The following is a 20,130-nucleotide window of genomic DNA, read 5'->3' as shown; positions in this document are numbered from 1 at the left end:
CATTCAGAATCAGCCAGGGCGACCTTCCTCTGGCAACCCGCTCAGTGATGTGGACCGGGCCTAAATGCTCCGCCAACCAGGGAGCCTTCTGAACGATGAAGAGTATGAGCTCCACCTCGCTGTATGCCGCCATTGATTTGGGTTCCAACAGTTTCCATATGTTGGTAGTGCGCGAGGTGGCGGGCAGCATCCAGACGCTGAGCCGTATTAAGCGTAAGGTTCGTCTGGCCGCCGGTCTGAATAGCGACAACACGCTCTCCGCGGAAGCGATGGAGCGCGGCTGGCAGTGCTTACGCCTGTTTGCCGAACGCCTGCAGGATATTCCGCCGACGCAAATTCGCGTCGTGGCCACCGCCACGCTACGTCTTGCCGTCAATGCAGAGGAGTTTCTGGCGAAAGCGCAAGAGATCCTCGGCACGCCAGTGCAGGTGATCAGCGGCGAAGAAGAAGCGCGCCTGATTTACCAGGGTGTCGCCCACACCACCGGCGGCGCCGATCAGCGTCTGGTGGTCGATATCGGCGGCGCCAGCACCGAGCTGGTGACCGGCACCGGCGCGCAAACGACCTCGCTGTTCAGTCTGTCGATGGGCTGTGTGACCTGGCTTGAACGCTATTTTGCCGACCGTAGCCTGACGAAAGAGAATTTCGATCTCGCCGAAGCGGCCGCGCGCGAGGTGTTATTACCCATCGCCGATGTGCTGCGCTATCACGGATGGAAAGTGTGCGTCGGCGCTTCCGGCACCGTTCAGGCGCTGCAGGAAATTATGATGGCGCAGGGGATGGATGAACGCATCACCCTCGCCAAACTCCAGCAGCTTAAACAGCGCGCCATCCAGTGCGGACGTCTGGAAGAGCTGGAGATCGAAGGCTTAACCCTTGAGCGGGCGCTGGTGTTCCCGAGCGGGCTGGCGATCCTGATCGCTATCTTCAGCGAACTGAATATTCAGTGTATGACCCTGGCAGGCGGCGCGTTACGCGAAGGTCTGGTGTACGGCATGCTGCATCTCTCTGTCGAACAGGACATCCGCAGCCGCACCCTGCGCAATATTCAGCGCCGTTTTATGATCGACACCGAGCAGGCCCAGCGCGTCGCCAGTCTGGCCAGCCATCTGCTCAGTCAGCTGGATGGCAGCTGGGAGCTGGACCCGCTGAGCCGCGATTTACTCCTCAGCGCCTGCTCGCTGCATGAAATTGGGCTGAGTGTGGATTTCAAGCGCGCGCCGCAGCACGCGGCTTATCTGGTCAATAACCTCGACCTGCCCGGCTTTACCCCGGCGCAGAAGAAGTTGATTGCCACGCTGCTCCTGAATCAGACCAACGCCATCGACCTGTCTTCGCTTCATCAGCAGAATGCGGTCCCGCCGCGAGTGGCCGAACATCTGTGTCGCCTGCTGCGACTGGCGATCCTGTTTGCCAGCCGGCGGCGCGACGATTTGTTGCCGGCCATTCAGTTGGCCGCTCACGACGACCAGTTAACGCTGACGCTGCCGGAGAACTGGCTGGCTGAACATCCGCTTGGCCGGGAAATGGTCGATCAGGAGTGTCAATGGCAAAGCTACGTCCACTGGACGCTACGGGTCACCAGCGGCGATACGCCAAGATAATATCCAGCCAGGAGGGCGGATGCGGGAAGAACTGGATTTCAAATCGCTACGCTTTTTCTCCGCGCTCTACCGGCTAGGCAATGTCTCCCCGGCGGCTGACGCGCTGAATATCAGCCAACCCACCGGCAGCCTTTTGCTGAAAAAACTACGGGATCATTTTGCTGACCCGTTGTTTGTCCGGGTGGGACAGCGGATGATGCCGACGCCGCGAGCGGACGCGATCGCCCCGACTGTATTTACCCTTCTCCAGCTTGCCGATAACGATTTAGCCGTCAAACCTGAATTTCTTCCCCAGCAGAGCCAGCGTAACTTCACGATCGGAATGACCGATATCAGTCAAATGACGCTGTTGCCTTTGCTGCAAATTGCGCTCCAGCAGCAGGCGGCGGACGGGATCACCTTTACGATACAGAATCTGGATGAGCAGACCCTCAACGCCCTCGAATCCGGGAAATGTGATCTCGCGATCGGCTACCTGACGCAGCTTCCGGATAGCGTCTACCAGCAGCATCTCTTCGATCAATCGTATGTCTGCCTGGCGGCGGAAAATCACCCACGTATTCGAACCCAGCTTCGTGCCGAAGACTGGCGGCAGGAAAAGCATCTGGCGATCCGCGTGGAGGGGACTGCCCACGGCGATATGGATAAGCGGCTTGATGAGCACAGTATGCCCCGGCGGATCGCGCTGACATTACCGAGCTTTTTAGGTACCGGCGAGCTGGTGGCCGAAAGCGATATGATTGCCGTCGTCCCGGAACAGGTGGCGCGGCATATCACCCGCCGCTATCCCTGCCGCAGCTGGCCGCTACCTTTTCCTCTCGCCAGGATCGCCATCCGTCAGGTCTGGCATCAGCGGCTGCACCGCGATCCCGGGCATATCTGGCTACGTTCGCTGATCGCCGCACTTGCCGATCCCGCTCAGCAGAGCGGATCTATTACGATCTAAACCGCGAAATATACCGCTGTATTAGTTTTACTGATAATCCCTATTACGTTTGGTTTATTGCTGGCAATACGAGAAAGCTTTTATTCTCATTGCATCGAGCCATACTGACAAATATCGCAAGGAATATATCATGCGCGGAAAAATCGCTTTAGAAGAACACGTCTCCACTCCTGAAAATAACCGTCTGTGGGATTCAACCGGTGAAGCCGGCCGTAACGGTACAGAATATATGAAAGACGTTGAACGTCGCCTGCTGGATCGCAGTATTCAGCTGGAAGAAATGGCGCAGCGTCATATTGACCACGTCATTCTTTCTCTAACTTCACCTGGCGCGCAATCTATTTTAGATAAAGCCAAAGCGGTCTCTTTTGCTCATGATACTAACGATTTTATCGTCGAGAATTATGTGAAGCCAAATCCGGATAAATTTAGCGCTTTCGCCACCCTGGCCTTGCAAAACCCGGAAGCCGCGGCGGAAGAGCTGGAGCGCGCCGTGAAGAAACTAGGCATGAAAGGCGCGCTGATCAACGGCTATACCAACGTTAAAGATAGCGAGCATGGCCTGTATCTTGATGACGAATCGATGCTGGTTTTCTGGGATAAGGTCAACGAGCTGAACGTACCGGTGTACCTGCATCCTCGCGAACCGCTGGAAGGTCCTGCGCGCGGCATCTACACCGGTTACGAAAGCCTGATCGGCTCCGCGTGGGGCTTTGCGCAGGAAACGGCAGTGCATGCTATCCGTCTGATGATGAGTGGTTTGTTCGATCGTTATCCTAACCTCAATCTGGTACTGGGCCACCTCGGCGAAGGGCTGGTTCATATGCTGCCGCGCACTCAGCACCGCCTCTATCGTCAGCGTTTCGGCTGCGGTCTGGGTAAAGCGGAAAAACCGTTAATGCACTACCTGCAGAATAACTTCATTGTTACCACCAGCGGCCATTTTAATACCCATTCGCTGAATAATGCCATTGAAGTCATGGGCGCCGATCGTGTGATGTTCTCTGTCGATTATCCGTATGAAGATATTCATCAGGCTTGTGACTGGTTTGATCCGTTAGAACTTGAAGCGGGCCTGAAAGATAAAATTGCCTGGGGCAATGCCAGCCGCGTCTTTAACATTCAATAATATTAAAGACAGACTTCAGGGCCTGAATATTCAGGCCCTGTTTTTATTAGGGAGAATAAATGATGGCAATAGGTATATTTGTCTGTAGCGGCTCGCTTCTCGTCGGTGCGCTGGCCGGCGCCTCGCTGAATCGCTTTATTCCGGAACACTTCAAGAAAACCTTGCCGCTAATTGCCGGTCTGATCTCCATCAGCATGGGCATCCACTTTGTCAATAAATTGCATAATCTGCCACCCATTGCCCTGGCCATTATTGTCGGCACGATTATCGGCGGTCTGCTGAATATTGAAAAATGGATTGAGCGGGCCGGGACAACGCTACGCACGCCCATTGAGCGCATTTTCCCGGCGCAGGCCAGCGCCAGCGTGAGTGCGGAAGATTTTATGAATCAGTTTATCGCCGTGCTGATCCTCTTCTGCGCCAGCGGCACCGGCATCTTCGGTGCTTTAACCGAAGGGATGACCGGCGACCCAACCATTCTGCTGACCAAGTCGATACTCGACTTTTTCACTGCCGCGATTTTCGCGTCCACGCTGGGCTACATCATCACTACGATTTTTATTCCTCAGCTGATCATCTTCGTGATTCTGTTCTTCGCCGCCACGTTTATTATGACGTTGATAAACCCATCGATGATTGCTGATTTCACTGCCTGCGGCGGCATCATTATGCTGGCGACAGGTTTTCGTCTGTGCGGGATCCGCGCCTTCCCCACCGCCAATATGCTGCCCTCACTGCTGCTGGTAATGCCCTTCTCCGCCGCCTGGCAGCAGTTTGTCGCCTGAGGGCGTTAGCCTTTTTTCGCCTTCGCCAGCATCGCTTTAATATTCGCGACGTTGGCCTGGCCTTTATGCATACGTTCTTCCGCAGAGATAACTTTTCGCTCCTGCTCCCATATCAGATCGTCCTGCGGGAGCTCGAGCAGGAAACGGCTTGGCTCCGGGCGCACCAGCTCACCATACTGTCGGCGTTCCTTACAGAGCGTAAAGGTCAGCTCTTTTTGCGCACGGGTGATGCCGACGTAGGCTAACCGGCGCTCTTCATCGACGTTATCTTCATCGATGCTGCTCTGGTGCGGCAGCAATCCCTCTTCCATTCCCACCAGGTAAACATACGGGAACTCCAGCCCTTTTGAGGCATGGAGGGTCATCAGCTGCACCTGATCGAGCTCTTCATCCGATTCGCCGCGCTCCATCATGTCCCGCAGGGTAAAGCGGGTGACCACCTGCGTTAGGGTCATCGGCTCATCGATTTCGCTGCCTTCCAGCATCTCGGTCATCCAGGTAAACAGCTGGTTGACGTTTTTCATTCGCATTTCCGCGGCTTTCGGGCTGGGCGAGGTTTCATACAGCCAGGATTCGTAGTCGATCCCGCGAATCAAATCGCGCACGGCGGCAACGGGCTCGCGTTCGGTCAGCTGCTGAATTTCCCGTAGCCAGTGGGTAAAGCGCGTGAGGGATTCGTAGCCGCGCCCGGTCAGCGTCTGGCTTAACCCCATGTCAAAGCTGGCGGTGAATAAGCCTTTATTGCGGCTCATCGCCCACTCACCCAGCTTTTGCAGCGTCGCCGGGCCGATCTCGCGTTTCGGCGTGTTGACGATACGCAGGAAGGCGCTATCGTCATCCGGGTTGGTCAGCACGCGCAGATAGGCCAGCAGGTCTTTAATTTCCGGACGCGAGAAGAACGACGTGCCGCCGGAGATTTTGTACGGGATGCGGTTCTGCATCAGCATCTTTTCAAAGACCCGCGACTGGTGGTTGCCGCGGTAAAGGATCGCGTAGTCTTTGTAGTTGGTTTTATTAATAAAGTGGTGGGCGATCAGTTCCCCGGCCACGCGCTCCGCTTCATGATCTTCATTGTTGGCGGAGAGTACTTTCAGCTCGGTACCGTAGCCAAGTTCTGAGAACAGCCGCTTTTCAAAGACGTGCGGGTTATTAGCGATCAAAATGTTAGCAGCTTTCAGAATACGCCCGGAGGAGCGGTAGTTCTGTTCAAGCTTGATCACCTGCAGCGCCGGGAAGTCCTGGCTGAGCAGCACCAGGTTCTGCGGCCGCGCGCCACGCCACGAGTAGATCGACTGGTCATCGTCCCCCACCACGGTAAAACGCGCGCGCTGCCCCACCAGTAATTTCACCAGTTCATACTGGCTGGTGTTGGTATCCTGATACTCATCCACCAGCAGGTAACGGATTTTGTTCTGCCAGCGTTCGCGCACCTCTTCATTACGCTGCAGCAGCAGCGTCGGCAACAGGATCAGATCGTCAAAATCGAGGACGTTGCAGGCCTTCATGTGCGCATCGTACAGCCCATAGCAGTGGGCGAAAATGCGGTCCCGTTCGCCTTTCGCGCCAGCCGCCGCCTGCGCCGGGGTTTTCAGATCGTTTTTCCAGTTGGAGATCGTCGAGATCAGCTGCTGCAACACCACTTTGTCATCTTCGATCAACCCTTCGGTGAGCTCTTTCAGCAGCGCGACCTGGTCAGTATCATCGAACAAGGAAAAGTTAGACTTCATTCCCAGCGCGGCGTATTCACGTTTGATGATATCCAGCCCCAGGGTGTGGAAGGTGGAGATCATCAGCCCGCGCGCCTCTTTGCGCCCCAGCGTTTGCCCGACGCGCTCTTTCATTTCGCGCGCGGCCTTGTTGGTGAAGGTGACGGCCGCGATATGGCGCGCCTGATAGCCGCAGCCGCGGATCAGGTGGGCGATTTTATTCGTAATAACGCGGGTCTTACCGGAACCGGCGCCCGCCAGCACCAGGCACGGTCCGGTAACGAATTCGACGGCTTGTTGTTGGCCAGGGTTTAAACGCATGGGAATATTGCTCAATCTTCGAACGGGGTGTGGATTGTAGCAGAAAGCGAGGCCGAGATTTACCGGCTGATGGTAAAGTGTCAGCCACGCAATTCATCCTGAGGATCTGGTAATGGCAAAAAGCGCAGCGGCCCTGCATATTCTGGTTAAAGAAGAGAAACTGGCGCACGAGATCCTCGCCAAACTGGAACGGGGCATCAGCTTCGATCATCTGGCGAAGCGTTACTCAAAGTGTCCGTCCGGACGTCATGGCGGTGATTTAGGCGAATTCCCGCAGGGGACGATGGTCGGCCCGTTTGATCAAGCTGTCTTCAGCTGTCCGCTGCTCAAACCCTATGGCCCGGTGAAAACCAAATTTGGCTACCATATCATCAAGGTGCTGTATCGCCGGTAACGCGTGCTACTATGGCGCCCTGATTTATCCCAACTCAATCAAGGCGCAATCATGGCTAAAACCGCGGCAGCACTGCACATCCTGGTAAAAGAAGAGAAACTGGCGCTCGATCTGCTCGAGCAGCTCAAAAACGGCGCCGATTTCGGCAAGCTGGCAAAGAAACACTCCATTTGTCCGTCAGGCAAACGCGGCGGCGATCTGGGTGAGTTCCGCCAGGGCCAGATGGTACCGGCCTTCGATAAAGTGGTCTTCTCCTGCCCGGAACTGGAGCCAACCGGCCCGCTGCATACCCAGTTCGGCTACCACATCATCAAAGTGCTATACCGGAAATAATAAAAAACCCGGGGATCTTAATCTCCGGGTTTCTGCCTGATGGCGCTTCGCTTATCAGACCGACTAAACAAATCCATTCCTCTATGGATTTCGGCTTGCCGGAAGGCGGCAAGGAAGTACATCCCCAGGAACATAGATTACTATGTGACTGGGGTGTACGTACCGTAGCCAACGCATCGGCAAGTCGAAAGACGACGAGGAATTAGCCGGCTACCGCGATACGTTTCATATCAGTCATATAACCGCGCAGTTTCTTACCTACCTGCTCGATAGCGTGGCTGCGAATTGCTTCGTTCACATCGCGCAGCTGAGCGTTATCTACCGCGCCTTCAGCAATCGCTTTGCCCAGGTCGCCGGTCTGCAGGGTAGTCATAAACTCTTTCAGCAGCGGTACGCAAGCGTAAGAGAACAGGTAGTTACCGTACTCTGCGGTATCAGAGATAACCACGTTCATTTCATACAGACGCTTACGGGCGATAGTGTTCGCGATCAGCGGCAGCTCGTGCAGTGATTCATAGTAAGCGGACTCTTCGATGATGCCGGAATCAACCATGGTTTCGAACGCCAGCTCAACGCCCGCTTTCACCATCGCGATCATCAGCACGCCTTTATCGAAGTACTCCTGCTCGCCGATTTTGCCTTCATACTGCGGGGCGGTTTCGAACGCGGTTTTGCCGGTCTCTTCGCGCCAGGTCAGCAGTTTCTTATCATCGTTCGCCCAGTCTGCCATCATACCGGAGGAGAATTCGCCGGAGATGATGTCGTCCATGTGTTTCTGGAACAGCGGCGCCATGATCTCTTTCAGCTGTTCGGACAGCGCATAAGCGCGCAGTTTCGCCGGGTTAGAGAGGCGATCCATCATCAGGGTAATACCGCCCTGCTTCAGCGCTTCGGTGATGGTTTCCCAGCCGAACTGAATCAGTTTTTCCGCATACGCCGGATCGGTACCTTCCGCCACCAGCTTGTCGAAGCACAGCAGAGAACCCGCCTGCAGCATGCCGCAGAGGATGGTCTGCTCGCCCATCAGGTCAGATTTCACTTCCGCCACGAAGGAGGATTCCAGAACGCCCGCACGATGGCCGCCGGTCGCCGCTGCCCAGGCTTTGGCAATAGCCATGCCTTCGCCTTTCGGATCGTTTTCCGGGTGGACGGCGATAAGCGTCGGCACGCCGAAACCGCGTTTGTACTCTTCACGAACTTCGGTACCCGGGCACTTCGGCGCCACCATCACCACGGTGATGTCTTTGCGGATCTGCTCGCCCACTTCAACGATGTTGAAGCCGTGGGAGTAACCCAGCGCCGCGCCGTCTTTCATCAGCGGCTGTACGGAACGCACAACGTCAGAGTGCTGTTTGTCCGGCGTCAGGTTAACCACCAGGTCGGCCTGCGGGATCAGCTCTTCATAGGTACCGACTTTGAAGCCGTTTTCGGTCGCTTTACGCCAGGAAGCGCGCTTCTCGGCAATCGCTTCTTTACGCAACGCATAGGAGATATCCAGGCCGGAATCACGCATGTTCAGACCCTGGTTCAGGCCCTGCGCGCCACAGCCGACGATGACTACTTTTTTACCCTGAAGATAGCTTGCGCCATCGGCAAATTCATCGCGCCCCATAAAGCGGCATTTGCCCAGCTGTGCCAGCTGCTGGCGCAGATTCAGTGTGTTGAAGTAGTTAGCCATGGTGATACCTCGTGATGTTGTGTTGTCGTGCTTATTGTTCGGTTCGCTTTTGCGAGAATGAACTTACTATATGACAGGAATTTTATTGCGGAAATTGATATATTCACAACGTCACGTTGCAATTTATGAAATACAAAATCGGGGAGTACGCGCCGTGGATTTACGCGATCTGAAAACCTTTCTGCATCTGGCGGAAAGCCGCCATTTTGGCCGCAGCGCGCGGGCCATGCACGTCAGTCCTTCGACCCTTTCGCGGCAGATCCAACGCCTGGAAGAGGACCTCGGCCAGCCGCTGTTCGTGCGTGATAATCGCACGGTGACGCTCACCGAAGCCGGGGAAGAGTTACGCACCTTTGCCCAGCAGACCTTACTGCAGTATCAGCAGCTTCGCCACGCCATCGATCAGCAGGGACCGTCGCTCTCCGGCGAGCTGCATATCTTCTGCTCTGTCACCGCCGCTTATAGCCATCTGCCGCCGATCCTCGACCGCTTTCGCGCCGCGCATCCTTCGGTTGAGATAAAATTATCGACCGGCGATGCCGCTGACGCCATGGAGAAGGTCGTCACCGGCGAAGCCGACCTGGCGATTGCCGGTAAACCAGAGACCCTGCCGGGATCGGTGGCGTTTTCGATGCTGGAGAACCTCGCCGTGGTGTTAATTGCCCCGGCGCTTCCCTGCCCGGTGCGTAACCAGGTGACCGTCGAGCGTCCGGACTGGTCGACAGTGCCGTTTATCATGGCTGACCAGGGGCCGGTACGTCGGCGCATCGAGCTGTGGTTTCGACGCCATAAAATCAGCAACCCGTCGATCTATGCCACCGTCGGGGGACACGAAGCGATGGTGTCGATGGTCGCCCTCGGCTGCGGCGTGGCGCTGCTACCGGAGGTGGTACTGGAAAACAGCCCGGAACCAGTACGCAACCGGGTGATGATTCTGGAGCGCAGTGATGAGCAAACCCCGTTTGAGCTGGGCGTTTGCGCACAAAAAAAGCGGCTGCATGAGCCGCTTATTGATGCTTTCTGGAAAATCCTGCCTAACCACTAGCCCGCGAGGAAAAAGCGGAACGCCGGGTTATGGGTTTCGTCGTGGCACTCATAGCCCAGTTCATTAAGGCGGGTTTCAAAGTCCGGCTCGTGCTCGCCCAGCTCAAAGGCCGCTAACACCCGACCATAGTCGGTGCCGTGGCTACGGTAGTGGAACAGCGAAATATTCCAGTGGGTGCCAAGGGTGTGCAGGAACTTCAGCAGCGCCCCCGGCGATTCAGGGAACTCGAAGCTGAACAGCCGCTCCTGCAGCGCTTTGGACGGCCGGCCGCCGACCATATAGCGCACATGGAGCTTGGCCATTTCGTCATCGGAAAGGTCAACGACGCTGTAGCCGCCATCGTTCAGTAACTGGAGGATCTCTTTCCGCTCCTCCAGCCCGCGACTCAGGCGTACCCCGACAAAAATGCAGGCATCTTTAGCATCAGCAAAGCGGTAGTTGAACTCCGTCACCGAGCGCCCGCCCAGCAGTTGGCAAAACTTCAGAAAGCTGCCCTTCTCTTCCGGGATCGTCACCGCCAGCAGCGCTTCGCGCTGTTCCCCGAGCTCGCAGCGCTCAGACACGTAGCGCAGGCCGTGGAAGTTAACGTTGGCCCCGGACAGAATATGAGCCAGTCGCTCGCCGCGAATATTGTGCTGGGCGACATATTTCTTCATCCCCGCCAACGCCAGCGCGCCGGAAGGCTCCGCCACCGCCCGCACATCTTCGAACAGATCTTTCATCGCCGCGCAAATAGCGTCGCTGTCGACAGTGATGATGTCGTCCAGATACTCCTGGCACAAACGGAAGGTTTCATCGCCGATGCGTTTGACCGCCACGCCTTCAGCAAACAAACCGACGCGCGGCAGATCCACCGGATGGCCGGCATCCAGCGCCGCTTTCAGACATGCCGAGTCTTCCGCTTCTACCGCTATCACTTTAATCTGCGGCATCAGCTGCTTGATCAGCACCGCCACGCCCGCCGCCAGACCGCCACCGCCCACCGGGACGAATACACGGTCGATGTGGGCATCCTGCTGCAGCAGCTCCAGCGCCAGCGTTCCCTGACCCGCGATCACCATCGGGTGATCAAACGGCGGCACCCAGGTAAAGCCCTGCTGCTGCGCCAGCTCAATCGCTCTCGCCTTCGCTTCGTCAAAGTTGGCGCCATGCAGCAGCACTTCGCCGCCAAAACCGCGAACGGCATCGACTTTGATATCCGCGGTCGCCACCGGCATCACGATCAGCGCCTTAACCCCAAGCCGGGAGGCTGAGAAAGCCACTCCCTGCGCATGGTTGCCTGCCGACGCCGTGATCACCCCATTCGATTTCTGTTCCGCCGTCAGGCTGGACATCATCGCGTAGGCGCCGCGCAGCTTAAAGCTGTGTACCGGCTGGCGATCTTCGCGTTTGACCAGAATAACGTTATCCAGCCGCGAAGAGAGCTTCTCCATTTTTTGCAGCGGCGTTTTCTGCACCGCTTCATAAACTGGCGCGCGCAGCACTGCTCTCAGGTATTCGGCGCCCTCAGGGGCACCGGACAGGGGTTGTGAGTCCGCCATAATTAGCCACCCAGTTTTGATTTATCGCGCACCGCGCCCTTGTCGGCGCTGGTCGCGAGGCTGGCATAAGCGCGCAGTGCAAAGGAGACCTGGCGCTCGCGGTCTTTCGGCGTCCACGCCTTATCGCCACGCGCTTCCTGTACTTCGCGACGGGCGGCGATTTCGGCATCGCTGAGCTGCAGCTGAATACCGCGGTTCGGAATATCGATAGCAATCATGTCGCCATCTTCGATGATCGCGATGTTGCCGCCGCTCGCCGCTTCCGGCGATACGTGGCCGATGGAAAGCCCGGAGGTGCCGCCGGAGAAACGGCCATCGGTGATCAGCGCGCACGCTTTGCCAAGACCCATGGACTTCAGGAAGGTGGTCGGATAGAGCATCTCCTGCATCCCCGGCCCGCCTTTCGGCCCTTCATAGCGAATAACCACGACGTCGCCTTCCACGACTTTGCCGCCGAGGATGGCATCAACCGCTTCGTCCTGGCTTTCATAAACTTTCGCCGGGCCGGTAAATTTCAGGATGCTATCGTCCACACCAGCGGTTTTGACGATACAGCCGTTTTCGGCAAAGTTACCGTACAGGACCGCCAGGCCACCGTCTTTACTGTAGGCATGTTCCAGAGAACGGATACATCCCTCGGCGCGATCGTCATCCAGCGTATCCCAGCGGCAATCCTGCGAGAACGCCTGGGTGGTACGGATCCCGGCCGGGCCGGCGCGGAACATTTTTTTCACCGCGTCGTCCTGGGTCACCATTACATCGTACTGTTCCAGGGTCTGCGGCAGCGTCAGGCCAAGGACGTTTTTCACATCGCGGTTGAGTAAACCAGCGCGGTCCAGCTCGCCCAGAATGCCCAGAACGCCACCGGCCCGGTGCACGTCTTCCATATGGTATTTCTGCGTACTCGGCGCCACTTTACACAGCTGCGGGACCTTGCGGGACAGTTTGTCGATATCGCTCATGGTGAAGTCGATTTCGGCTTCCTGCGCCGCCGCCAGCAGGTGCAGTACGGTATTGGTTGAACCGCCCATCGCGATATCGAGGGTCATGGCGTTTTCAAATGCCGCCTTGCTGGCGATATTGCGCGGCAGGGCGGAAGCGTCATCCTGCTCGTAGTAGCGTTTGGTCAGCTCCACGATACGTTTACCGGCGTTCAGGAACAGCTCCTTACGATCGGCGTGGGTCGCCAGCAGCGAGCCGTTACCCGGCTGTGACAGGCCCAGCGCTTCGGTCAGGCAGTTCATGGAGTTCGCGGTGAACATCCCGGAACAGGAACCACAGGTCGGACAAGCGGAACGTTCCACCTGGTTACTCTGTTCGTCGGACACTTTCGGATCCGCCCCCTGGATCATCGCATCCACCAGGTCGAGCTTGATGATTTTATCTGACAGCTTGGTCTTCCCGGCTTCCATTGGGCCACCGGAAACAAAGATCACCGGAATGTTCAGGCGCAGAGAGGCCATCAGCATCCCCGGAGTGATTTTGTCGCAGTTGGAGATACAGACCATGGCATCAGCACAGTGGGCGTTAACCATGTACTCGACCGAGTCAGCGATCAGCTCGCGGGATGGCAGTGAATAGAGCATACCCCCGTGGCCCATGGCGATCCCATCATCCACCGCGATGGTGTTAAATTCTTTGGCGACACCGCCTGCCGCTTCAATCTGCTCAGCAACCAGTTTACCGAGATCGCGCAGGTGCACGTGCCCGGGGACAAACTGGGTAAAGGAGTTGACGACGGCGATAATCGGTTTGCCGAAATCGGCATCGGTCATTCCGGTTGCGCGCCACAACGCGCGGGCGCCCGCCATGTTGCGGCCATGTGTGGTGGTGGCGGAACGGTACTTAGGCATGCTCTTTTTACTCCCATCTCTGTTTATTAAATGGGACGGTGCGTGCCGTCCCATTTTTAATTACTTACTTACCGGATCCAACCAGCCCCATTTATCTTCTGTTTCACCGGTGAAGAGGCCAAAGAAGGCTTCCTGAATGCGTTTGGTCACCGGCCCGCGGCGACCTGCGCCGACCTGGATGCCGTCAACGCTGCGTACCGGGGTGATTTCTGCCGCGGTGCCGGACATGAACACTTCATCCGCGAGGTACAGCGATTCACGGGACAGCACCTGCTCGCGCACTTCGATGCCAAGATCTTTCGCCAGTTTGATGATCGCGTCGCGGGTAATGCCCGGCAGCGCGGAAGAGGTGAACGGCGGAGTAAACAGCACGCCATCTTTTACCTCAAACAGGTTTTCGCCTGCACCTTCGGAGATATAACCGTTAACATCCAGCGCGATACCTTCCTGATAACCGTGACGACGCGCTTCGCTGCCGACCAGCAGAGAGGAGAGATAGTTGCCGCCCGCTTTCGCCGCGGTTGGGATGGTGTTAGGCGCCGCGCGGTTCCAGGAAGAAACCATCGCATCGATCCCCTGCTCCAGCGCTTCTGCGCCGAGGTAGGCGCCCCACGGGAACGCCGCGATGATAACGTCGGTTTTGTAACCGTCCGGCGGGTTAACGCCCATGCCAACATCGCCAACAAACACCAGCGGACGAATATAAGCGCTGGTCAGTTTATTGGTACGGATAACTTCGCGGCAGGCTTCCATCAGCTCATCAACGCTCTGCGAGACCGGGAAACGATAAATTTTGGCTGAGTCATGCAGACGCTGCATATGTTCGCGATGACGGAACACCACCGGGCCCTTGTGCGAGTCGTAGCAGCGGATGCCTTCGAATACCGAAGTCCCGTAGTGCAACGCATGGGACATGACGTGCACTTTCGCCTCGCCCCATGGGGTCATCTCGCCATTGAACCAAATGTAATCAGCTTTCTTCGTCGTCATTTTTTTTATTCCTCTGCGCTCAGGCGCGGATTTGTTGTGATGTGGGTTGCTGGATCTCGACGCAGGCGACGTCGACCAGTTTACTTAATTGACTAAACAGTAATTCGACGGGCCGCGGGCTGGCAACGGTCAATTCGATATTTATATTTTGCGCATCCGACGCGGTTTCCATATTCATTGCGCAGATTTGAAAACCACGGTGGCGGACCACGCGCAGCACGCGCTCTAAGGTTTCCGGATTGAAACGCGCCTGCAAAGCGACCTGATGTTGCTTCATGATAATTTCTCCAGCATTTCTGCATTACTGGCGCCGGGCGGCACCAACGGCCAGACATTCTCAAGTTCGTCGATTGAGACATGAAGCAGGTATGGCCCCTGGCTCGAAAGCATGGTGTCGAGTGCCGCTTCAACCTGGTCTTTACGGGTGATGTGTTGGCCAGGAATACCGAAGGCGCTGGCCAGCGTGAGGAAATCAGGGTTATCAGTCAGAGTGGTTTCGCTATAACGTTCCTGGAAAAACAGCTGCTGCCATTGTCGAACCATCCCTAACCGCTGGTTGTCGAGTAACACGATCTTTAACGGTAATTGTTTGCGCTTGACGGTGCCCAGCTCCTGCACGTTCATCATGAAGGAACCGTCACCGGAGATACAGATCACCGTATCGTCCGGGCGCGCCACCTGGGCACCAACGGCGGCTGGCAGGCCAAAGCCCATCGTGCCTAAGCCGCTGGAGGTGATAAAGTTTTCCGGGCGGGTATAGGTCATATGTTGAGCCGACCACATCTGGTGCTGGCCAACGTCGGTTGTCACGACGCTATCCGCCGGCTTACGGTCGGAAAGCTGCTTCAGCAGCAGCGGCGCGTAGATCGCCTCGCCGGGATGATCGTAACGCCAGGCGTGCTCGGTGCGCAGTGCGGCATTATGCTCGCGCCAGGCATCGATAGCTAACGGCTGCTGCAGCGCCGGCAGCAAGCGGTTCAGATCGCCGGTCAGACCGATGTGCGCCTGACGCAGCTTGTTCAGCTCCGCCGGATCGATGTCCATGTGGATCACTTTGGCATGCGGAGCGAAGGTATTGAGCTTACCGGTCACACGATCGTCAAAGCGCGCGCCGACAGCGATCAGCAGATCGCACTCCTGTACCGCCAGGTTGGCCGCCTTAGTGCCGTGCATGCCCAGCATACCGAGATAATACGGATAATCTGCGGCCACCACGCCCAGCCCTTTCAGCGTGCAGGTTGCCGGTATTCGGGTTACCGCCAGGAATTCACGCAAAGCTGGTACCGCCTGCGCCATACCCACCCCGCCGCCAACATACAGCATCGGCTTCTGTGACTGAGCCAGCATCTGCAGAGCCTGAGCAACCTCCGCCTGCGGGAACGCCATCTCATCGTCGACGGTAGAGAAATGAGGATCAAGCTCGCCCTGGGCCATCTGAATATCCTTAGGGATATCAACCAGCACCGGGCCCGGACGGCCTGAGTTTGCCACCTGGAAAGCTTCAGCGATAACCCGCGGCAGCTCATCCAGAGACTGCACGAGGAAACTGTGCTTAGTACAGGCCAGTGACAAACCAAGAACGTCTACTTCCTGGAACGCATCCGTGCCGATGAAGGGAGCGGCCACCTGGCCGGTGATAGCGACAATGGGAATGGAATCAAGCAGGGCGTCCGCCAGGCCAGTGATCAGGTTGGTCGCGCCCGGGCCGGACGTCGCTATGCACACCCCGGTTTTCCCGGTTGCTCGCGCATAGCCAATAGCCGCCATGGCTGCCCCTTGCTCATGCCGACACAGCAGGTGCTCCACGCCGCCGTCATACAGTGCATCGTAAACCGGCATAATTGCGCCACCCGGATAGCCAAAAACTGTGTCGACTCCCTGTGTCCGCAAAGCATGTACCACCCACTGCGCGCCATTCATAGTTAGTTCCCCGTCATAAATCGGGAGAAACAGAATTTTATGCTAAAAGTCATCATCTGCTCCTCGCTTAGGTTATTTCAGTTATAAAAAAACCCCCGGACCGTTCGGTGCGGGGGTCTTAGTTCGTTAAGGCTTGATTCTTAAGCCTTTCCTCGTCCAAGTGCAGCCCCGCACGGTGGGATAATAATCACCACCACGCTAATCACGACCAGGCTAATCACTCGTAGAAGGGCTGTCATTTTCTGTACTTTCTGGCTTCTTGTTCGAAGGAATACCTAAAGAGGTACCACAGACATCACATAAAACACAAGATTTTTTTATATCCTGGTTTCTGAGCAGCCTAACAGTTTCAGGAAAAATAATTGTTTTATATGAAGAAAATCAGAAATGAAAAAAATTCAGTTTTCTTTCACGCTGTACGCTCAGCGCCCATCTCTGTTTCGGATGCACCACGTTTTTCGATCACGCTTCCATTTTCGGCTAAATGTAACGAGATGGCGTGAAAATAATGGATTTATGCTTCTAACTTCGTGTTATTGCCGCTGCCGTTTCACGGCAGGCTCGTCATAATCCTTCTCTGTCCAGGAGGTTTTATGTCGCTCGCCATCGTTTACACACGCGCGGCGCTCGGTATCGAAGCGCCATTGATTACTATCGAGGTTCATCTCAGCAGCGGTCTGCCTGGCTTGACCATGGTCGGGCTACCGGAGACCACCGTGAAAGAGGCCCGCGACCGGGTACGCAGCGCCTTGATCAACAGCGGCTACGCTTTCCCTGCGAAGAAAATAACCATTAACCTGGCACCCGCGGATCTGCCCAAAGAGGGCGGGCGATATGACCTTCCCATCGCTCTCGCGCTTCTCGTCGCCTCAGAGCAGCTCAACACTACCCGATTGAATCAATATGAGTTTGTGGGCGAACTCGCCCTTACAGGCGGCTTACGTGGCGTTCCAGGGGCGATCCCCAGCGCAATGGAAGCCATCAAAGCCGGCCGGCGCATTGTCGTCTCCTCTGACAATGCGGCTGAGGTGGGTCTGATCGGCGGCAGCGATTGCCTGGTCGCCGACCATCTGCAACAGGTGTGCGCGTTTCTCGCAGGGCAAGCATCGCTCTCGCCGCCTCTCGCCGACGTGCCCGCCGTTGATGAACGCTGTGAAGATCTACGTGATGTTATCGGCCAACAACAAGGCAAGCGAGCGCTGGAGATTGTGGCGGCCGGTGGCCACAACCTGCTGCTGATTGGCCCGCCCGGTACCGGCAAAACAATGCTTGCCTGCCGGCTCCCCGGCCTTTTGCCGCCATTAAGCAACCAGGAAGCGCTGGAGAGCACGGCCATTCAAAGTCTGGTCAACCTCCAGACTGCGAAGACCCGGTGGCGTCAGAGGCCGTTTCGCGCCCCTCACCATAGCGCCTCGCTGGCAGCGATGGTAGGCGGAGGCTCAATACCTGTCCCCGGCGAGATTTCACTGGCCCATAATGGCGTGCTGTTTCTTGATGAACTGCCAGAGTTTGAACGACGGGTGCTGGACGCGCTGCGTGAACCCATTGAGTCAGGCAAGATCCACATATCACGATCGCGCGCCAAGATTGACTATCCGGCGCGTTTTCAGCTTATCGCGGCAATGAACCCAAGCCCTACCGGGCATTATCAGGGCAAACATAATCGCGCGTCGCCTGAGCAGACATTGCGCTACCTTGGGCGCCTGTCCGGCCCTTTTCTCGACCGCTTCGATCTTTCTTTAGAGATCCCGCTCCCGCCGCCGGGGATACTGAGCCAGGGCACGCAGGGCGAAGAATCGAGTGCGATGGTCCGTCAGCGTGTGCTGGCGGCACGTGAACGTCAAATGCTCAGGCAAAATAAGCTGAATGCGCATCTTGAGAATCGTGAAATGAAGAGCTGCTGTCACTTGCGCCAGGAGGATGCGCTTTGGCTGGAACAGACGTTAACGCAGCTGGGGCTTTCTATACGGGCCTGGCAGCGTCTGTTAAAGGTGGCAAGAACCATTGCCGATCTGGCAGAAGCTGAAGAGATTGAACGCCGCCATTTGCAGGAGGCGCTCAGCTATCGGGCAATAGACCGGATGCTAAACCATCTGCAGAAAATGATGGCGTAAAAAAAGGGCTTACGCCCTTTTTTCTTAGTCATCGCTTTCGGTGTAATCGTCAGCGCCTTCCATCTGCGGTTTGCCGCCGGAAAGAGTATGGAAACGCTTCGGCCGCTTAATGCGTGCCATATACTTAATCCATACGCGTTCTGCTTCCGTTACCGGCTCACGTTCACCACGGCACACCGAGACAAATTGTTTTTCATCATCGGTAACAGGTTCGCGTTTACCCAGTTCCAGTTCGTTAAAGGCATAACCATGACGTTCCAGCAGTTGCGCCTCTTTGATGGTGAAATCACCATGACGGGAGAACCCGCGTGGATAATTTTTATTGTCGAAAAAACGATTAGTCGTCGTAAAGCTTTCCGCCATCCTACACGCTCCTGATTCTTTGGCCGAGCTATTTATGGCGCGGAGTATTAGTTACGCTTGACAGAGCGTCAAACAAAACATTTAAATCATGACGACAAATAATTTTGTGGAGAACGGTGTGGATACGGAATTGCTCAAGACTTTCCTGGAAGTGAGCAGAACTCGTCACTTTGGGCGGGCAGCAGAGGCACTTTACCTGACGCAGTCAGCGGTCAGCTTTCGTATTCGTCAGCTGGAGAATCAACTTGGCGTGAACCTGTTCACCCGCCATCGTAATAACATTCGTCTGACGACCGCCGGAGAAAAGCTACTGCCCTACGCCGAAACGTTGATGAACACCTGGCAGGCCGCGCGCAAGGAGGTCGCTCACTCTTCGCGACATAACGAATTCTCCATCGGGGCCAGCGCGTCGCTGTGGGAATGTCTACTGAACGGCTGGCTGGGGACTCTCTACAAAGATCCCTATAACCTGCAATTCGAGGCGCGGATCGCCCAACGTCAGTCATTAGTTAAACAGTTGCATGAACGCCAGCTCGATCTCCTGATCACAACTGAATCACCGAAGATGGATGAATTAAGCTGCCAGTTGCTGGGTAATTTCACCCTGGCGCTCTATTGTGCCGCCCCAGGGAAAAATAAGAATGATTTGAACTACCTGCGTCTGGAATGGGGGCCGGATTTCCAGCAAAACGAAGTGGGGCTGATTGGTAGCGATGATGTGCCACTGTTAACGACGAGCTCCGCAGAACTGGCTTATCAGCAACTCAGTACCTTGAATGGCTGTACCTGGTTACCCGTCAGTTGGGCGCAGCAGAAAAGTGGTCTGCATACGGTGACCGATAGCGTAACGCTCTCACGTCCTCTGTATGCCATTTGGCTACAAAATAGTGATAAACAAGCGCATATTCGCGAGATCCTGAAAAGCAGCATACTGGAATAAAGATCTGACTCCATGGATGGAGTGCTCAGAAAGCAAGGAAGAGAGAGGAATGGAAAAATTACAAGCAAAAAAAATCCTTTGCCTAAGCAAAGGATTATATATGGCAGGGGCGGAGAGACTCGAACTCGCGACACCCGGTTTTGGAGACCGGTGCTCTACCAACTGAGCTACGCCCCTAAATCTTTCTCGCTATTAAGCCCGCTAATATAGCAGGCTTAATTTTAATAAGTGGCGGAACGGACGGGACTCGAACCCGCGACCCCCTGCGTGACAGGCAGGTATTCTAACCGACTGAACTACCGCTCCACCGAATTTCTTCGCTTTATTACCACCGGTTGTCACCCCGGCTTACTGCAATTTGATGCCTGGCAGTTCCCTACTCTCACATGGGGAGACCCCACACTACCATCGGCGCTACGGCGTTTCACTTCTGAGTTCGGCATGGGGTCAGGTGGGACCACCGCGCTA

At 56.2% G+C, this 20,130-nt stretch carries 19 protein-coding genes, 2 tRNA genes and 1 rRNA gene; 9 read left to right on the top strand and 13 right to left on the bottom strand.

Annotated features, from left to right (window positions below; all coding sequences use genetic code 11):
- Positions 1 to 95: 95 nt before the first annotated feature.
- The 4 genes from gppA to A1WC_RS24770 all read left to right on the top strand — a co-directional run bounded on the left by gppA (position 96) and on the right by A1WC_RS24770 (position 4,464).
- Positions 96 to 1,604 carry a guanosine-5'-triphosphate,3'-diphosphate diphosphatase gene (gppA, locus tag A1WC_RS24755; protein WP_012969202.1) on the top strand — a complete coding sequence of 503 codons (1,509 nt, stop codon included), beginning with the start codon at positions 96 to 98 and terminating at the stop codon, positions 1,602 to 1,604.
- A gap of 19 nt (positions 1,605 to 1,623) precedes the next feature.
- The gene (locus tag A1WC_RS24760; RefSeq protein WP_012543248.1) at positions 1,624 to 2,550 is read left to right on the top strand and encodes a LysR family transcriptional regulator; all 927 of its coding nucleotides are present in this window, start codon (positions 1,624 to 1,626) and stop codon (positions 2,548 to 2,550) included.
- A gap of 130 nt (positions 2,551 to 2,680) precedes the next feature.
- Positions 2,681 to 3,679: an amidohydrolase family protein gene (locus tag A1WC_RS24765; protein ID WP_016160065.1), complete on the top strand. Its 999-nt coding sequence runs from the start codon at positions 2,681 to 2,683 to the stop codon at positions 3,677 to 3,679.
- Between the two features lie 62 nt (positions 3,680 to 3,741).
- Complete coding sequence (locus A1WC_RS24770) at positions 3,742 to 4,464, top strand: DUF554 domain-containing protein (protein WP_016160064.1); 723 nt, start codon at positions 3,742 to 3,744, stop codon at positions 4,462 to 4,464.
- Positions 4,465 to 4,469: 5 nt separating this feature from the next.
- On the opposite strand, the gene rep is transcribed toward A1WC_RS24770, so the two are convergent.
- The gene (gene rep, locus A1WC_RS24775) at positions 4,470 to 6,491 is read right to left on the bottom strand and encodes a DNA helicase Rep (protein WP_012543251.1); all 2,022 of its coding nucleotides are present in this window, start codon (positions 6,489 to 6,491) and stop codon (positions 4,470 to 4,472) included.
- Positions 6,492 to 6,603: 112 nt separating this feature from the next.
- On the opposite strand from rep, the gene ppiC (A1WC_RS24780) reads away from it, so the two are divergent.
- Together ppiC (A1WC_RS24780) and ppiC (A1WC_RS24785) are read left to right on the top strand one after the other, a co-directional pair.
- Entirely contained in the window at positions 6,604 to 6,885 is a 282-nt protein-coding gene (gene ppiC, locus A1WC_RS24780) for a peptidylprolyl isomerase PpiC (RefSeq protein ID WP_008807974.1), read from the top strand.
- A 51-nt stretch (positions 6,886 to 6,936) separates the two neighbouring features.
- The gene (gene ppiC, locus A1WC_RS24785; protein ID WP_002883180.1) at positions 6,937 to 7,218 is read left to right on the top strand and encodes a peptidylprolyl isomerase PpiC; all 282 of its coding nucleotides are present in this window, start codon (positions 6,937 to 6,939) and stop codon (positions 7,216 to 7,218) included.
- A 202-nt stretch (positions 7,219 to 7,420) separates the two neighbouring features.
- Here the strand turns inward: ppiC (A1WC_RS24785) and ilvC are convergent, their stop codons facing one another.
- Positions 7,421 to 8,896 carry a ketol-acid reductoisomerase gene (gene ilvC / locus A1WC_RS24790; RefSeq protein WP_008807976.1) on the bottom strand — a complete coding sequence of 492 codons (1,476 nt, stop codon included), beginning with the start codon at positions 8,894 to 8,896 and terminating at the stop codon, positions 7,421 to 7,423.
- Between the two features lie 154 nt (positions 8,897 to 9,050).
- Here ilvC and ilvY point away from each other — a divergent pair, with 154 nt between their 5' ends.
- Positions 9,051 to 9,941, top strand: a complete 891-nt coding sequence (gene ilvY, locus A1WC_RS24795) for an HTH-type transcriptional activator IlvY (RefSeq protein WP_012543253.1) — start codon at positions 9,051 to 9,053, stop codon at positions 9,939 to 9,941.
- Here the strand turns inward: ilvY and ilvA are convergent.
- The 7 genes from ilvA to ilvL form a co-directional block, all read right to left on the bottom strand.
- Positions 9,938 to 11,482: a threonine ammonia-lyase, biosynthetic gene (ilvA, locus tag A1WC_RS24800; protein ID WP_008807978.1), complete on the bottom strand. Its 1,545-nt coding sequence runs from the start codon at positions 11,480 to 11,482 to the stop codon at positions 9,938 to 9,940. The genes ilvY and ilvA overlap by 4 nt on opposite strands.
- 2 nt (positions 11,483 to 11,484) lie before the next feature.
- Positions 11,485 to 13,335 carry a dihydroxy-acid dehydratase gene (gene ilvD, locus A1WC_RS24805; protein WP_016160063.1) on the bottom strand — a complete coding sequence of 617 codons (1,851 nt, stop codon included), beginning with the start codon at positions 13,333 to 13,335 and terminating at the stop codon, positions 11,485 to 11,487.
- 60 nt (positions 13,336 to 13,395) lie between these two features.
- On the bottom strand, positions 13,396 to 14,325 hold the full coding sequence (locus A1WC_RS24810) for a branched-chain amino acid transaminase (RefSeq protein WP_008807980.1): 930 nt from the start codon (positions 14,323 to 14,325) through the stop codon (positions 13,396 to 13,398).
- Between the two features lie 19 nt (positions 14,326 to 14,344).
- Entirely contained in the window at positions 14,345 to 14,602 is a 258-nt protein-coding gene (ilvM, locus tag A1WC_RS24815; protein ID WP_008807981.1) for an acetolactate synthase 2 small subunit, read from the bottom strand.
- The gene (ilvG, locus tag A1WC_RS24820) at positions 14,599 to 16,245 is read right to left on the bottom strand and encodes an acetolactate synthase 2 catalytic subunit (RefSeq protein ID WP_016160062.1); all 1,647 of its coding nucleotides are present in this window, start codon (positions 16,243 to 16,245) and stop codon (positions 14,599 to 14,601) included. The genes ilvM and ilvG overlap by 4 nt, the downstream gene beginning before the upstream one ends.
- Positions 16,246 to 16,247: 2 nt before the next feature.
- Positions 16,248 to 16,298, bottom strand: a complete 51-nt coding sequence (gene ilvX, locus A1WC_RS28465; RefSeq protein ID WP_175426296.1) for a peptide IlvX — start codon at positions 16,296 to 16,298, stop codon at positions 16,248 to 16,250.
- Between the two features lie 87 nt (positions 16,299 to 16,385).
- Positions 16,386 to 16,484 (bottom strand): ilv operon leader peptide, encoded by a 99-nt coding sequence (ilvL, locus tag A1WC_RS25520; protein WP_001311244.1) that lies wholly within the window; start codon positions 16,482 to 16,484, stop codon positions 16,386 to 16,388.
- A gap of 354 nt (positions 16,485 to 16,838) precedes the next feature.
- Here ilvL and A1WC_RS24825 point away from each other — a divergent pair, with 354 nt between their 5' ends.
- A complete protein-coding gene (locus A1WC_RS24825) occupies positions 16,839 to 18,359 on the top strand; it encodes a YifB family Mg chelatase-like AAA ATPase (RefSeq protein ID WP_012543254.1) in 1,521 nt (506 codons plus the stop codon).
- A 24-nt stretch (positions 18,360 to 18,383) separates the two neighbouring features.
- On the opposite strand, the gene A1WC_RS24830 is transcribed toward A1WC_RS24825, so the two are convergent.
- Entirely contained in the window at positions 18,384 to 18,722 is a 339-nt protein-coding gene (locus tag A1WC_RS24830) for a DUF413 domain-containing protein (RefSeq protein ID WP_004886877.1), read from the bottom strand.
- A 118-nt stretch (positions 18,723 to 18,840) separates the two neighbouring features.
- On the opposite strand from A1WC_RS24830, the gene hdfR reads away from it, so the two are divergent.
- Positions 18,841 to 19,662, top strand: a complete 822-nt coding sequence (hdfR, locus tag A1WC_RS24835; protein WP_012543255.1) for an HTH-type transcriptional regulator HdfR — start codon at positions 18,841 to 18,843, stop codon at positions 19,660 to 19,662.
- A 101-nt stretch (positions 19,663 to 19,763) separates the two neighbouring features.
- On the opposite strand, the gene A1WC_RS24840 is transcribed toward hdfR, so the two are convergent.
- From A1WC_RS24840 to rrf, 3 genes are all read right to left on the bottom strand, one after another.
- Positions 19,764 to 19,839, bottom strand: a tRNA-Trp gene (locus tag A1WC_RS24840).
- A gap of 52 nt (positions 19,840 to 19,891) precedes the next feature.
- Positions 19,892 to 19,968 (bottom strand) — tRNA-Asp (locus A1WC_RS24845).
- 57 nt (positions 19,969 to 20,025) lie between these two features.
- A 5S ribosomal RNA gene (gene rrf, locus A1WC_RS24850) occupies positions 20,026 to 20,130 on the bottom strand; the annotation flags it as partial.

The sequence above is a fragment of the Klebsiella sp. KTE92 genome, assembly GCF_000398905.1.
GTDB classification, from domain to species: domain Bacteria; phylum Pseudomonadota; class Gammaproteobacteria; order Enterobacterales; family Enterobacteriaceae; genus Klebsiella; species Klebsiella variicola.
The sequence above is the reverse complement of the archived record's forward strand: the minus strand, read 5'-3'. Positions and strand labels throughout refer to the sequence as shown.